Consider the following 14,759-nt stretch of genomic DNA (forward strand, 5'->3'; position numbering starts at 1 on the left):
ATCCGGCCCGGGTGTGTCAGTTGTTCGTGAAGCCGACGAGCAAGCCGCCGGTGATCCGCACACTGAGGTTGTAGAGGACACTCACGATGGCGCCGAGCACGGTGCCGACGACCACGTTGAGGATGCCCACGACGATGGAGAACCCGAGCACCTGGCCCAGCGAGAACTGGTCCATGATCGAGTAGTTGTTCTGCCCGGTGACGTCCTTCAGCAGGGCGTCGATCTGGGTGAAGACACCGGTCTGGTTCAGGATGACCCACACCAGCGCGGTGGCGACGACGATCACGATCGAGCCGGCCAGGGCGATGAGGAAGCTGAGCTTCACCATCGACCAGAAGTCGACGTACACGAGCCGCAGCCGCACCTGACGGGTGCCGACGGGCCGCTTCGCCTTCTTCTGGAGCTTCTCGGCGACACTACTCATTGCTTGACTGGTCCTCTCCGGCCACGGTGTCCGTGGGCACTGTGTCGGCGGGGTCGGCGGCCGCTTCGTCCGGGCTGACCGTCTCCACCGGGCCCGCAGGCTCGATCTCGGCGTCGTCCTGGTCGTCCAGGTTCCGCTCTGTGTTCCGGGCCACCGCGATGATCCGGTCGTTCTCCGCGAACCTCGCGAAGACCACACCCATCGTGTCGCGACCCTTGGCGGGCACCTCGGCCACGGCAGACCTTACCACCTTGCCCGATTGCAGCACGACGAGCACCTCGTCGTCCTCGCCCACGATGAGAGCACCCACAAGGTCGCCTCGGTCAGCGGCCAGCTTGGCCACCTTGATGCCGAGACCACCACGGCCCTGCACGCGGTACTGGTCGACCGACGTGCGCTTGGCGTAGCCGCCCTCGGTCATGACCCAGACGTAGCCGTCGTCCGAGACGACCCGGGCTGCGAGCAGCGAGTCGTCGTCGCGGAAGGACATGCCCTTCACGCCGGAGGTCGATCGACCCATCGGGCGCAGGGTGTCGTTCGTCGCGGTGAAGCGCAGCGACATGCCGTGCTTCGACACGAGCAGGAGGTCGTCGTGCTCGTCGACGAGGAGTGCCTGCACCAGGGTGTCGCCGTCGCGCAGGTTGATCGCGATGATGCCGCCGGTGCGGTTCGTGTCGTACTCGGTGAGCGGGGTCTTCTTCACGAGACCGTGCGCCGTGGCGAGCACGAGGTACTGCGCCGCCTCGTAGTCGCGGATGTCGAGCACCTGCTGGATCTGCTCGTCCGGCTGCATGGCGAGCAGGTTCGCCACGTGCTGACCCTTGGCGTCGCGGCTGGCCTCCTGCAGCTCGTAGGCCTTGGCGCGGTAGACCCGCCCCTTGTCCGTGAGGAAGAGGAGCCAGTGGTGCGTCGTCGTCACGAAGAAGTGCTCGACGATGTCGTCGGCGCGCAGCTGCGCACCCTTGACCCCGCGTCCGCCGCGGTGCTGCGACCGGTAGTTGTCGCTGCGCGTCCGCTTGACGTACCCGCCGCGGGTGATGGTGACGACCATCTCCTCTTCGGGGATGAGGTCCTCGATGGACATGTCGCCGTCGAAGCCGAGCAGGATCTCGCTGCGGCGGTCGTCGCCGAACCGCTCGACGATCTCCTCGAGCTCGTCGCCGATGATCGTGCGCTGACGGGTCTCCGACGCCAGGATGTCCTGGAAGTCGGCGATCTTGCGCTCGAGCTCCTCGGCCTCGTCGTGGATCTTCTGCCGCTCGAGGGCGGCGAGACGACGGAGCTGGAGCTCGAGGATCGCGCGCGCCTGGATCTCGTCGACGGACAGCAGGTCCATCAGACCGGTGCGGGCCTCTTCGACGTCGGGCGACCGGCGGATGAGCGCGATGACCTCGTCGAGGGCGTCGAGCGCGGCCAGGTAGCCACGGAGGATGTGGGCGCGCTTCTCGGCCTCGCGCAGCCGGAACTGGGTGCGGCGGACGATGACGTCGATCTGGTGGTCGACCCACGCCGAGATGAACCCGTCGAGCGCGAGGGTGCGGGGCACGCCGTCGACGATCGCGAGCATGTTCGCGCCGAAGTTCTCCTGCAGCTGCGTGTGCTTGTACAGGTTGTTGAGGACGACCTTGGCGACGGCGTCGCGCTTGAGCACGATGACGAGACGCTGACCGGTACGACCCGAGGTCTCGTCGCGGATGTCCGCGATGCCGGCGAGCTTGCCGTCCTTCACACCCTCGGCGATGCGGATCGCGAGGTTGTCGGGGTTCACCTGGTACGGGAGCTCGGTGACGACGAGGCAGGTGCGGCCCTGGATCTCCTCGACGTTGACGACCGCACGCATCGTGATCGAGCCACGACCGGTGCGGTAGGCGTCCTGGATGCCCTTCGTGCCGAGGATCTGCGCCCCGGTCGGGAAGTCCGGGCCCTTGATCCGCTGCATGAGCGCGCCGAGGAGCTCTTCACGCGTGGCGTCGGGGTGCTCGAGCGCCCACTTGGCGCCCGCAGCGACCTCGCGCAGGTTGTGCGGCGGGATGTTCGTCGCCATGCCGACCGCGATGCCGACGGAGCCGTTGACCAGCAGGTTCGGGAACCGTGCCGGCAGGATCGCGGGCTCCTGCGTGCGACCGTCGTAGTTGTCCTGGAAGTCGACGGTGTCCTCGTCGATGTCCCGGACCATCTCCATGGCGAGCGGCGCCATCTTGGTCTCGGTGTACCGCGGGGCAGCGGCGCCGTCGTTGCCCGGGGAACCGAAGTTGCCCTGGCCGAGCGCGAGCGGGTACCGGAGCGACCACGGCTGCACCAGGCGGACGAGGGCGTCGTAGATCGCGCTGTCGCCGTGCGGGTGGAACTGCCCCATGACGTCGCCGACGACGCGCGAGCACTTCGAGAAGGCCCGGTCGGGACGGTAGCCGCCGTCGAACATCGCGTAGATCACGCGGCGGTGCACCGGCTTCAGTCCGTCACGGACCTCGGGCAGGGCACGACCGACGATGACGCTCATCGCGTAGTCGAGGTACGAGCGCTGCATCTCGAGCTGCAGGTCGACCTGCGAGATGCGGTCACCGGAGACGACGATGTCCCCGCTGTCGCCGTGGACGATCTCGGGCTGCTCGTCGGCGCCGTTCTCGTTGTCGTCAGCCATGTGGCTTCGTTCCCTTTCTGGACAGCCTGGAGGCTGTGGTTCCGTCAGTCGCGCCGGGCGCGACCACAGGTGGTCAGGACTGGTCCGCGCGGCTCACGCCGCGCCTCCAGGCCAGGATCAGATGTCCAAGAACCGGACGTCCTTCGCGTTCTGCTGGATGAACTGGCGACGGGACTCGACGTCCTCACCCATCAGCGTCGCGAAGACGCTGTCCACCGCGGCGGCGTCCTCGAGCGTGACCTGCAGGAGCGTCCGGGTGTCCGGGTTCATCGTGGTGTCCCACAGCTCCTTGTAGTCCATCTCGCCGAGACCCTTGTAGCGCTGGATCCCGTTGTCCTTCGGGATGCGCTTGCCGGCGGCGAGGCCGGCCTGCATCAGGGCGTCGCGCTCCCGGTCGCTGAACACGTACTCGTGCGCCGAGTTCGACCACTTCAGGCGGTAGAGCGGCGGCTGCGCGAGGTACACGTAGCCGCGCTCGATGAGCGGCCGCATGTAGCGGAACAGCAGGGTGAGGAGCAGGGTCGTGATGTGCTGGCCGTCGACGTCGGCATCGGCCATCAGCACGATCTTGTGGTAGCGGGCCTTGTCCGGGTCGAAGTCCTCGCCGATGCCGGCGCCGAACGCCGTGATCATCGACTGGATCTCCTGGTTGGCCAGGGCACGGTCGAGGCGGGCCTTCTCGACGTTGAGGATCTTGCCGCGCAGCGGCAGGATCGCCTGCGTCATCGGGTTGCGACCCTGCACGGCGGAACCACCGGCGGAGTCACCCTCGACCATGAAGATCTCGGAGACCGTCGGGTCCTTCGACTGGCAGTCCTTGAGCTTGCCGGGCATGCCGCCCGACTCGAGGAGGCCCTTGCGACGGGTGGTCTCGCGCGCCTTGCGTGCGGCGAGACGGGCCTGCGAGGCCTGGATCGCCTTGCGCACGACGTCGCGGGCCTGCGTCGGGTTGCTCTCGAACCAGTGGGTGAGCTCGGTGCCGACGACGCGCTGGACGAAGCCCTTCGCCTCGGTGTTGCCGAGCTTGGTCTTCGTCTGCCCCTCGAACTGCGGTTCGCCGAGCTTCACGGAGATGACGGCCGTCAGTCCTTCGCGGATGTCGTCACCCGTGAGGTTGTCGTCCTTCTCCTTGATGATCTTCGCCTCGCGCGCGTACTTGTTGACCAGGTACGTCAGCGCCGCGCGGAAGCCCTCTTCGTGGGTGCCGCCCTCGTGCGTGTTGATCGTGTTCGCGAAGGTGTGGACGCTCTCTTGGTAGGAGGTGTTCCACTGCATCGCGACCTCGAGCGCGATCTTGCGCTCCGGGTCCTCGGCCTCGAACCCGATGACGTCCGGGTGCACCAGGTCGGCCTTCTTCTGGGCGTTGAGGTACTCGACGTAGTCGGCGAGCCCGCGCTCGTAGAGGAAGGAGTCGTGCCGTGCCTCTTCACCCTCGGCCGGGGTGCGCTCGTCGGTCAGGGTGATCCGCAGGCCCTTGTTGAGGAAGGCCATCTGCTGGAAGCGCGTGCGCAGGGTCTCGTAGTCGAAGACGACGGTCTCGAAGATGTCGGCGTTCGGCCAGAACGTGATCGTGGTGCCGTGGCCGTCGTCTTCCTCGTCCTTCGACAGGGGCGCGACCGGGACACCGTCGGTGTAGCTCTGGCGCCAGACGTGGCCCTGCTGGCGAACCTCGACGTCGAGCTCGGAGCTCAGCGCGTTGACGACCGACGAACCGACGCCGTGCAGACCACCGGACACCGCGTACGCGCCGCCGCCGAACTTGCCGCCGGCGTGCAGGACGGTGAGCACGACCTGGACGGTCGAGACGCCCTCGGCAGCGTGGATCCCGACGGGGATGCCACGGCCGTTGTCGACCACGCGGACGCCGCCGTCTTCGCGGATGGTGACGTTGATCGTGTCGCAGTAGCCCGCGAGCGCTTCGTCGACGGAGTTGTCGACGATCTCCTGCACGAGGTGGTGCAGACCGCGGGGACCCGTCGACCCGATGTACATGCCCGGACGCTTCCGGACGGCTTCGAGTCCCTCGAGCACCTGGATCTGGTCTGCGCCGTACGCTGGATCGCTCTGCGGGGTCGCCTCGCCGGACGAGTTCTGTCGGTCGTCGTCAGATCCGGATGTCATTCGAAGGTGCTCCTGCCTGCGCGCGGAACACCCGCGCACTGCACCTCTCAGTCTACCGCAGGACCCCCTCCTCCGAGGGCGGATTCCGGCCGTGGACGGCCTTTTTTCGTCCTCCCGGACGATTTCGTCGCCCTACCCGTAAGTGTCGCGGGGACCGCGCCCCTGAACCGTCCTGGGACCGCGTTTCCAGGTGGGGGCGTCGGGGCCCGAAACCCGGATCGACTGCACCCCCGCCTCGGGGTGCCGCTCGGCGATGGTCGTCGTGACGGTGCTGCGCATCAGTCGGAGCTGGGTCGCCCAGGCCGTCGAGTCGCACCGGATGACGAGTGCACCGTCATCGATGGTCACGGGTCGGGAGTGCTTCGCGAGTTCCTCGCCCACCACGGCGGGCCAGTCCACGAACAGCTCGGACCGGGCGAGGGGCTCGGTCCAGCCCAGTTCCTGCGCGAGCGAACCGACGACGTCACCGAGTCCGGCGGGCTCGCGACCGCGACCGTAGGGCACGGAGTCGGGGTCGAGTCCCTTCATACGGCGCCGGCGCGCGTCGACGCCGCGCTTCGAGGGGTCGCCGAAGACGGCGCGGAGGTGCCGGTAGACCCGTGAGGGCTCGGTGGGTCTCGACGGCTTCGGCATCAGAGGCCCGCTCCGGTCGGGTCGGCTTCCGCCCGGTGGTCGTCCGGTTCTTCGGTCGGACTGGAGGCGCGGCTCGACTCCGCCTCGTCGGTCACGATCGTGCCAGCTTCGATCCGGACCGTGTGCGCGGCCAGCTGCTCGGGCACGTCACCGAACACCGCCGCGGTGATGAGCACCTGCTCGTAGTCGGCAACCGCCCCGGCCAGGCGTTCCCGGCGCGACTCGTCGAGTTCGGCGAACACGTCGTCGAGGATGATGATCGGATCCCCCAGGCTCGACTCGGCGCGGAGGATCGACGCACTGGCCAGCTGCACGGCGAGCGCGAACGACCACGATTCCCCGTGACTGGCGTAGCCGCGGGCAGGTAACCCGTTCAGCTGGAAGAGGACGTCGTCGCGGTGGGGACCGACGAGCGTCAGGCCGCGGTCGAGCTCGTCGCGTCGACGCCGTTCGAGTGCCGCGCGGAACGCATCGGCAGCCGCGGTGACGGTGACCGGCTCGTCGGGTGTCCCGAGGACGGGATCCGTCGCGGCCGCGTCCTCCGGGTCGCCGCCGCGGACGCTCAGGACGCCGGTGATCGACGCCTCGTGCCGTTCGCCGGCGACGGTCGCGTAGGCCTCGGCCACGAACGGGGCGAGCCGCCGGGTGAGGTGGTCACGGGCGGCGATGATCTCGGCGCCGAAGGCCACGAGACGCTCGTCCCAGACGTCGAGCGTCGCGAGCGAACCCGCCTTCGCACCGGTCGCCCGGGCCGACTTCAACAGGGTGTTGCGCTGCCGGAGCGTCCGGTCGTAGTCGGCGAGGACGCCCTGCATGCGCGGGGCGATCTGCCCGAGGAGCTCGTCGAGCATCCGGCGTCGGCCGGCCGGTTCGCCCCGGACCAGCGCGAGGTCCTCGGGAGCGAAGAGGACGCTCGTGCAGTAGCGCGGGAGCTCGCGGGGCTTGATGGCCGAGCGGTTCACCTGCGCCCGGTTCGAGCCGGTGCGGTTGATCTGGACCTCGGCGAGGATGCTGCGGTCCTCGTGCGCGAGCCGAGCGCGGACGATCGCCGCGTCGCAGCCCTGCCGCACGAGTGCCGCGTCCGTCGGGACCCGGTGCGATCCCAGGGTGGAGAGGTAGCCGATCGCCTCGACGAGGTTGGTCTTGCCCTGTCCATTCCGGCCGACGAACAGGTTCGGCCCGCGTGCGAGGTCGACCTCGGCCTCCCGGTAGTTCCGGAAGTCCGTGAGTTGCAGGTGGTCGACGTGCACGCGGGCCGTGGCCGGGTTGCCCCGGTTGGACTACGCCTTCTTGACGGCGTGGCCGCCGAACTGGTTGCGGAGCGCCGCGACGGCCTTCATCGTCGGGGACTCGCTGCCCTGACGCGAGACGAAGCGGGCAAACATCGCCGCGGAGAGCGCGGGCATCGGCACCGCGAGCTCGATCGCCTCTTCGAGGGTCCAGCGACCCTCGCCCGAATCGTCGACGTAGCCCTCGAGCTCGTCGAGCTTCGGGTCCTCGTTGATCGCGAGGACGAGGAGGTCGAGCAGCCAGGAGCGGACGACCGTACCGCGCTGCCATCCGGCGAAGACCGCCGGGACGTCGTGGACGATGTCCTTGGCCTCGAGGAGCTCGTAGCCCTCGCCGTAGGCCTGCATGATCGCGTACTCGATGCCGTTGTGGACCATCTTCGCGTAGTGGCCCGCGCCGACGCCGCCGGCGTGCGAGAAGCCCTCTTCGCGCGGGCCCTCGGGACGGAGCGCGTCGAAGACCGGCATGGCGAACTCGACGTCCTCGGGGGCGCCGCCCACCATGAGGCCGTAGCCGTTGTCCTTGCCCCAGACGCCACCGGAGACGCCGGCGTCCATGTAGCGGATGCCCTTGGCGTCGAGCTGCTTGGCGTGCACCTCGTCGTCGAGCCACTTCGAGTTGCCGCCGTCGATCACGAGGTCGCCCTCGCTCAGGACGTTCGACAGGTCGGTGATCACGTCGTCGGTGATCTTGCCGTGCGGGACCATGACCCACACGAGCTTCTTGCCCTCGGGGAGCGCCGCGGCGAGTGCGCCGAGGTCGGCGACGTCCGAGACGGCGGGGTTCGCGTCGTAGCCGGTGACCTCGATGCCTGCGTTGCGGAGACGGGCACGCATGTTGTTGCCCATGCGACCGAGGCCGACAAGACCGATGTGCATGATTTCCTCTTCTGTTCGTCGTCGCGCTGATGCAGGGATGGCGCGTCAGCGCAGTGTTCGGCTGTTGCGCTTACCGCAGCAGGAGATTGGGCTGCAGCAGGTACCGGTATCCGTCCGCGGCCGGGGCCTCTTGCGAGGTCTGCCCGGTGATGAGCACCGGGCCCGGCTTGTTGGGGTTCTCCGTCTTGGTGAAGGAGATCCGGACGAACTCGGAGTGCACCGCGTTCAACCCGTCCAGGAGGAAGGCGGGCTTCAGCGAGACCACCGTTTCCTCACCGGTCAGCAACGCACTGATCGACTCTGACGCCTGCGCTTGTTCGGAACCGATCGCTTCGAGCGTGAGCCCGTCGACCGTGAAGGAGAACCGGAGGGCGGCTTCGCGCTCCAGGACGAGGGAGACCCGTCGGACCGCCTCGACCAGTTCCGCGGTGTTGATCACCGCGTGGTCCTGGACGGTCTCGGGGAAGAGCCGGCGGACCGGCGGGTAGTTGCCCTTGATGAGCAGCGACGTGACGGTCTTGTCGTCCGCGTGGAACGCGATCAGCTCGCGGTCGGACGAGCCGCTGATCGACACCGAGACGGTGGATGCCGAACCGAACGTGCGGCCCACCTCTTGCAGGGTGCGGGCCGGGACGAGCGCGTGCAGCGGGTCCGACCCGACGCGGCCGGAGTCCCACGCGATGGTGCGGACGGCGACGCGGTAGCGGTCCGTCGCGATCAGCGAGAGGTCGTTGTCGCCGACTTCGAGCTGGACGCCGGTGATCACCGGGGTGACGTCGTCGCGGCTGGCGGCGACGGCGACCTGGGACACGGCTTCGGAGAAGGCGTCGCCGGGGATGACGCCGGTCTGCTCGCCGATCTCGGGGAGCGTCGGGTACTCCTCGACCGGCATGGACAGCAGCGTGAAGTGCGCCGACCCGCAGGTGACCGAGATCTTGGAGTCCTCGGTGGTGAAGGTGACCGGGGCGTTCGGCAGGCGGCTCGCGATGTCGTTGAGGAGCCGGCCGGAGACGAGCACCGTGCCGGGGTCGTCGATCTGCGCGGCGATGGACGTCTGCGCCGAGACCTCGTAGTCGAACGACGAGAGCGTGAGTCGATCGCCGTCGGCGTGGATGAGGACGCCCGAGAGGATCGGGAGGGTCGTGCGCTGTGGGAGGAGCTTCACCGCGAAGGAGACGGCTTCGGAGAAGACGTCCCGGTTGACCTCGAACTTCACAGCTGGAACCCCTGTCGATCGGTTGGACTGTCCGGCCGCCCCATTGTGGCACAGCCCGGCGAGGCCCGGATTTCTTGTCATCCCGCCGTCCACAAGGTTGGCCCGCTGAGATCAATCGTTAACCAGGAGTAATGGTGTTAACGCCTGTGCACACTGTGGATAACCCTGTTAACACCGCTTGTCCACAGGGAACTACACACGTGTGAGTTGTGAGCGGAGTGTGGGCGGCGTCTGGATGAATGAATCTCATCTATCCACTTCCATCCCCAGTCTCCACAGGTGGCCCCTCCGCTGTGAACAACCGACCGGCGTGTCCTCCACAGTTATCCACAGGCTTTCCACACTGTGTGAAGTCCGGCGCATGGAACCGTCTCAGATGGTGGATGCGCGCGGAAGCAGTCCGATCTGACGGTCGTCAGCCGCGCCTCCAGGGCCGTACCAGATGTGCGCAGTGCGACGCAACGCGACGTGCGTCAGCGGTAGCGGCGGTCCTGCTTGATGCGGCTGGTCAGCTCCGTGACCTGGTTGTAGATCGAGCGACGCTCCTTCATGAGCTCCGCGATCTTCTTGTTGGCGTACATGACCGTGGTGTGGTCCCGGTTGCCGAAGAGCTGTCCGATCTTCGGCAGCGACAGGCTCGTCATCTCACGGCAGAGGTACATCGCGATCTGCCGTGCCGTGGCGATCGCCTGCGAGCGGGAGGACCCGTAGAGGTCGTCGACGGAGAGCTTGAAGTACTCCGCGGTGTGGTTGATGATGTCCGTCGGCGCGATCACGTTGTCGTCGTCGAGCGTGATGAGGTCCTTGAGGACCGTCTGCACCAGGGCCATGTCGACGGCCGTCCGGTTCAGGCTCGCGAACGCCGTCACGCGGATCAGGGTGCCCTCGAGCTCGCGGATGTTGCTCGACACCTTCGACGCGATGAACTCGAGGATGTCGTCGGGCACCTGCAGGTGGTCGGACTGCGCCTTCTTGCGGAGGATCGCGATGCGGGTCTCGAGGTCCGGCGCCTGGACGTCCGTGATGAGGCCCCACTCGAAGCGGGAGCGCATCCGGTCCTCGAACCCGGTCAGGTGCTTCGGTGCGACGTCCGACGTGATGACGACCTGCTTGTTGTGGTCGTGCAGCGTGTTGAAGGTGTGGAAGAACGCCTCTTGCGTGGAGTCCTTGCCCTGCAGGAACTGGATGTCGTCGATCAGCAGGATGTCGATGTCGCGGTACCGCTGCTGGAACTGGTTCGACCGGTTGTTCGCGATCGAGTTGATGAAGTCGTTCGTGAACTCCTCGCTGGACACGTACCGCACCCGGATCCCCGGGTAGAGGCTCTCGGCGTAGTGGCCGATCGCGTGCAGGAGGTGGGTCTTGCCGAGGCCCGAGTCGCCGTAGATGAAGAGCGGGTTGTAGGCCTTCGCCGGCGCCTCGGCCACCGCGACCGCCGCCGCGTGGGCGAAGCGGTTCGACGAGCCGATGACGAAGTTGTCGAAGTTGTACTTGGGGTTGAGTCGGGACTCGGGGCGACCGCTGGTCCCCGGGGAGTCGATCTGGCTCGGGACGAACGGCGCCTCGATGTACTGGCGGGGGGCCGCACTCTGCTCGACGGCTTCCTGCACCGGCTCGGCGTACTCGGGGACGTTGCTGGTGACCTGCGTGTCGACCCGCGGCTCGGACGCCATGTCCGGGTTCACCGTGATGGCGAAGTTCGCGACGGTGTCGTCACCGATGCGGGAGACGGCCTCGGTGATCGGGATGCGGATCCGCTGCTCGAGCATGCCGCGGGTGAGGTCGTTCGGCACCTCGAGGTAGAGGGTGCCGGCGAGCACGCCCTTCGGCTCGACCAGGTTGAGGAAGCCGTGCAGCTGCGGGGTGATGCGGTCGTCCTCCGAGAGGAGTCCGAGGACGGATGACCAGAGGTCCTCGACGGGGTCGGCCGGCATCGTCATGTCGCGCTCGTCTCCTGATGTCGTGTCGTGCTCGTCGCTGGTGCTCGTCTGCACTGGGTGTCCACCGCCGCCGGACGGACCGGCGCAGCGTCGACCGCCGGATCGTTCCTGGCGGGTCGTCGTGAGTCCGGGTGGCATCGTCGACGTCCCGGACGCGTGTCGTCCCGCATGGTGGTCCACAGGGTTGTCCACAGTCTTGTCCACGACCGGCGCGAGCCGCACGACGAGGGGAATCCCCCGTCGTACCGGGCCGCTGGCCGGTCGATCTCCCCACTGTAAAGGACTCGAGCGCGTCGTACCGAACGCACGTTTTCCCCAATGTGGATAATGAACGTGCGCACCGCTCCCGCGGTCGGGTCGACGACGGCGTTTGACCTGCTCGCCCCTGTCACGTACCGTTAACCAGTTGACTGCGGCCGTTCGGTCGCGCCCATCTGCGTCGTTCGGCACCGAGCGACTACACATACGTGACGGCTCGCCGCGAGCAGCCGTGTGGAGAACATCATGAGCAAGCGCACCTTCCAGCCGAACAACCGCCGCCGCGCCAAGAAGCACGGCTTCCGCGCCCGCATGCGCACCCGTGCCGGCCGCGCCATCCTGGCCGCACGTCGCGCCAAGGGCCGCACCGAGCTCAGCGCCTGATCAGGCTCCCCGCCTGATCTCGTCCTCCGGTACCGACTCGTGTTGGCCCGCGCCAACCGGATCGTCCGAGGTGACGACTACCGGTCCGTCGTGCGTCGTGGTCGCAGAAGCGCCACGGCGCACGCCGTCGTATCGGTGGTTCGTCGCACCTCGGACGACCCGTCGAGCGGTACCGGTCCGACACGGTTCGGGTTCATCGTCGCGAAGACGGTGGGCAACGCCGTGACCCGGAACCTGGTCAGGCGTCGCCTCAAGGCGATCGCGCACGGACTGCTCGCCGACATCCCCGTCGGCTACGACGTGGTGGTCCGCGCACTGCCAGCCGCTGCGCAGGCCGGATGGCCTACCCTGCTCGAAGACGTCTCGCGCTCCTGTGCGCGTGGTGTGGAGAAGGCAGCATGAACCGCAACCTGTGGACCCGGCTCGCCTGGGCCGTCGCGTTGCTCCCGCGCAACGTGTGCGTCATCGTGCTGCGCGCCTACCGTGCCGTGATCTCACCGCTCTACGGCAACGTCTGTCGGTACCACCCCTCGTGCTCCCGGTACGCGCTCGAGGCGATCCAGCAGTACGGCGTCGTCCGCGGATCCGCCATGGGTGCATGGCGCATCGCACGGTGCAACCCCTGGGCAGCCGGGGGCATCGACGACGTCCGTGCACGGCGTCGCCCCTACGACGTCAACCGGTTCGGGTTCGTGCTCGCACCGTCCCAGCCGCAGCCGCAGCCCACGGGTGGTTCCACCCTGCCGGTCCTGCTCCCCCAGCGCACTCGAAAGGCGTGACAGTCCCCATGGACCTCGGATTCATCGGAACGATCCTCTGGCCGCTCAAGTGGGTGGTCTCGGCCATCCTCGTGGGCTTCCACTGGATCTTCGAGAGCATCGGCATGGACCCCGGAGCCGGCATCACCTGGGTGCTCTCCATCATCTTCCTGACCTTCGTGGTGCGCGCCGCGCTCATCCCGATCTTCGTGCGCCAGATCAAGTCGCAGCGCCGCATGCTCGAGGTGGCGCCGCAGCTCAAGAAGATCCAAGAGAAGTACAAGGGCAAGAAGGACCAGTTCTCGCGTGAGGCCATGAGCCGCGAGACCATGGCGCTGTACAAGGAGACCGGGACGAACCCGCTGAGCTCCTGCCTGCCGCTGCTGATCCAGATGCCGATCTTCTTCTCGCTGTACTCGGTGCTGCACGAGGCGCAGATCAACAAGACGGGCATCGGCCTGCTCACGAACGACCTCGCCGCGTCGTTCGGCAACGCATCGCTCTTCGGCGCTCCCCTGCACGAGACGTTCACGAACGCCTCCGGCTGGGAGGTCCGGGTCATCGCCGGCGTCATGATCGTCGTGATGACCGCCTCGCAGTTCATCACCCAGCTGCAGCTCGTCGCGAAGAACATGTCGCCGGAGACCAAGGAGTCTCCGATGTACCGCCAGCAGAAGATGATGCTGTACATCCTCCCGCTGGTCTTCGTCATCTCCGGTCTGTCGTTCCCCCTCGGCGTCATGTTCTACTGGCTCGCCTCGAACGTCTGGACGATGGCGCAGCAGTACTTCGTCATCCGCAGCATGCCGACCCCCGGTTCCGAGGCCGCACTCGCCCGCGAGGCACGTCTCGCGAAGAAGGCGCAGCGTCGCGGTGCCGCCACCCCGGTCCTCGCTGAGGCCGGCGCCGGGGCCGGTGCCGCCGAGATCGAGGCCGTCCGCGTGACGACCCAGCGGCAGCAGCCGGTCGGCAAGAACCGTGCCAAGAAGAACGGGAAGAAGTAAGTGACCGAGCAGGACACCGCGGACGCCGTGGACACCACCGTCGACACGTCGACCGCGACCGTCGACGACGACGCCCGCGACGAGGCCGACATCGCGGCGGACTACATCGAGGAACTCCTCGACATCTGCGACCTCGACGGCGACATCGAGATCGAGGAGCGTGCGGGTCGCGTGTACCTGTCCGTCACGGACGAGGGCGACGCGCTCCGCGTGCTGTCGAAGCCGGACACCGTGTCGGCCCTGCAGGAGCTCACGCGCATCGCCGTCCAGGCCGAGACCGGCGAGTTCAGCAGGCTGATCCTCGACGTCGGCGGCTCGCGCGATGCCCGTGCGTCCGAACTGCAGCGGCTCGTCGACACCGCCATCGAGCGCATCGAGGCGGGTTCGACCACGGCTGCACTGCCCGCGATGTCGTCGTACGAGCGCAAGCTGGTCCACGACTTGGTTGCCGAGAAGGGCTTCCACTCGGAGTCCGAGGGTGAGGGTCGGGACCGCCACACGGTCGTCACCCGATGACCGAGACCGCGCCTCCCGTCCTCGAGACGGAGCCGGCGGCTGCTGCGACGCTCTTCGGCGATCGACTCGACCTGGCGCGTTCCTTCACGCACGAGCTTGCTCGACGCGGTGAGGAGCTCGGCCTGATCGGCCCGCTCGAGCTGCCGCGGTTGTGGACGCGACACATCCTCAACTCTGCGGTGCTCGCTCCACTCCTGGAGGAACGGGGCCGGGTCGCGGACGTCGGTTCCGGTGCTGGACTCCCCGGCTTGGTGCTCGCGATCGCCCGGCCGGACGTTCACCTCACGCTCATCGAACCGATGGAACGGCGAGTGGATTGGCTGACGTCAGAGGCCTCGCGCCTCGGCCTCGACAACGTCGAGGTCGTCCGTGCCCGTGCTGAGGACGTCGCCGAGGACATCGTGGTCGACCAGGTGACTGCGCGGGCCGTCAGCGCGTTGTCGAAGCTGATCCCCCTGACCGTGCCCCTGGTTCGATCCGGTGGCCAGCTCATCCTGATGAAGGGCGCCCGCGTCGAGGACGAGATGGAGAAGGCCCGAAAGGTCATCCTCCGGAAGCGTCTCGCCGATGTCGAGGTGCTCGAGCTCGGAGTCGGTGTGGTCGAGGAGACCACGCGCGTCTTCCGGGCTACAGTTGACTGACGCTGCGGCTCGGGCCGGTTCGACCGGCCACCAGTGGCTCCGCGTTCCACGTGAA

The 14,759-nt window shown here is 67.7% G+C and carries 14 protein-coding genes; 6 read left to right on the forward strand and 8 right to left on the reverse strand.

Translation table 11 applies throughout. The annotated features are described in order from the left end of the window. Positions 1-16 precede the first annotated feature (16 nt). The 8 genes from BJK06_RS08065 to dnaA all read right to left on the reverse strand — a co-directional run bounded on the left by BJK06_RS08065 (position 17) and on the right by dnaA (position 11,143). Positions 17-424, reverse strand: a complete 408-nt coding sequence (locus tag BJK06_RS08065) for a DUF3566 domain-containing protein (RefSeq protein ID WP_070417462.1) — start codon at positions 422-424, stop codon at positions 17-19. Beyond that, positions 417-3,065 carry a DNA gyrase subunit A gene (gene gyrA / locus BJK06_RS08070; protein ID WP_070417463.1) on the reverse strand — a complete coding sequence of 883 codons (2,649 nt, stop codon included), beginning with the start codon at positions 3,063-3,065 and terminating at the stop codon, positions 417-419. Before gyrA ends, BJK06_RS08065 begins: the two co-directional genes overlap by 8 nt. Positions 3,066-3,182: 117 nt before the next feature. Next, positions 3,183-5,186 carry a DNA topoisomerase (ATP-hydrolyzing) subunit B gene (gyrB, locus tag BJK06_RS08075; protein ID WP_070417464.1) on the reverse strand — a complete coding sequence of 668 codons (2,004 nt, stop codon included), beginning with the start codon at positions 5,184-5,186 and terminating at the stop codon, positions 3,183-3,185. Positions 5,187-5,318: 132 nt separating this feature from the next. Beyond that, positions 5,319-5,819: a DUF721 domain-containing protein gene (locus tag BJK06_RS08080; protein ID WP_070417465.1), complete on the reverse strand. Its 501-nt coding sequence runs from the start codon at positions 5,817-5,819 to the stop codon at positions 5,319-5,321. Further along, positions 5,819-7,069 carry a DNA replication/repair protein RecF gene (gene recF, locus BJK06_RS08085; RefSeq protein WP_070417466.1) on the reverse strand — a complete coding sequence of 417 codons (1,251 nt, stop codon included), beginning with the start codon at positions 7,067-7,069 and terminating at the stop codon, positions 5,819-5,821. Before recF ends, BJK06_RS08080 begins: the two co-directional genes overlap by 1 nt. A 30-nt stretch (positions 7,070-7,099) precedes the next feature. Beyond that, entirely contained in the window at positions 7,100-7,987 is an 888-nt protein-coding gene (gene gnd / locus BJK06_RS08090) for a phosphogluconate dehydrogenase (NAD(+)-dependent, decarboxylating) (protein WP_099051919.1), read from the reverse strand. Between the two features lie 70 nt (positions 7,988-8,057). Further along, positions 8,058-9,203, reverse strand: a complete 1,146-nt coding sequence (gene dnaN, locus BJK06_RS08095; RefSeq protein ID WP_070417468.1) for a DNA polymerase III subunit beta — start codon at positions 9,201-9,203, stop codon at positions 8,058-8,060. Positions 9,204-9,676: 473 nt separating this feature from the next. Next, on the reverse strand, positions 9,677-11,143 hold the full coding sequence (gene dnaA, locus BJK06_RS08100) for a chromosomal replication initiator protein DnaA (RefSeq protein ID WP_070419317.1): 1,467 nt from the start codon (positions 11,141-11,143) through the stop codon (positions 9,677-9,679). A gap of 504 nt (positions 11,144-11,647) precedes the next feature. Here dnaA and rpmH point away from each other — a divergent pair. The 6 genes from rpmH to rsmG are packed head-to-tail and all read left to right on the forward strand — an operon-like array spanning position 11,648 to position 14,704. Beyond that, positions 11,648-11,785 (forward strand): 50S ribosomal protein L34, encoded by a 138-nt coding sequence (gene rpmH, locus BJK06_RS08105; protein ID WP_058724833.1) that lies wholly within the window; start codon positions 11,648-11,650, stop codon positions 11,783-11,785. 39 nt (positions 11,786-11,824) lie between these two features. Further along, positions 11,825-12,187, forward strand: a complete 363-nt coding sequence (rnpA, locus tag BJK06_RS08110; RefSeq protein WP_070417469.1) for a ribonuclease P protein component — start codon at positions 11,825-11,827, stop codon at positions 12,185-12,187. Next, a complete protein-coding gene (gene yidD / locus BJK06_RS08115; protein ID WP_070417470.1) occupies positions 12,184-12,564 on the forward strand; it encodes a membrane protein insertion efficiency factor YidD in 381 nt (126 codons plus the stop codon). The genes rnpA and yidD overlap by 4 nt, the downstream gene beginning before the upstream one ends. Positions 12,565-12,572: 8 nt before the next feature. Then, the gene (gene yidC / locus BJK06_RS08120; RefSeq protein WP_070417471.1) at positions 12,573-13,547 is read left to right on the forward strand and encodes a membrane protein insertase YidC; all 975 of its coding nucleotides are present in this window, start codon (positions 12,573-12,575) and stop codon (positions 13,545-13,547) included. Beyond that, on the forward strand, positions 13,548-14,063 hold the full coding sequence (locus BJK06_RS08125; RefSeq protein ID WP_175473651.1) for a R3H domain-containing nucleic acid-binding protein: 516 nt from the start codon (positions 13,548-13,550) through the stop codon (positions 14,061-14,063). Next, on the forward strand, positions 14,060-14,704 hold the full coding sequence (rsmG, locus tag BJK06_RS08130; protein WP_070417472.1) for a 16S rRNA (guanine(527)-N(7))-methyltransferase RsmG: 645 nt from the start codon (positions 14,060-14,062) through the stop codon (positions 14,702-14,704). Before BJK06_RS08125 ends, rsmG begins: the two co-directional genes overlap by 4 nt. Positions 14,705-14,759 lie beyond the last annotated feature (55 nt).

The organism is Curtobacterium sp. BH-2-1-1 (genome assembly GCF_001806325.1).
Taxonomy (GTDB): Bacteria; Actinomycetota; Actinomycetes; order Actinomycetales; family Microbacteriaceae; genus Curtobacterium.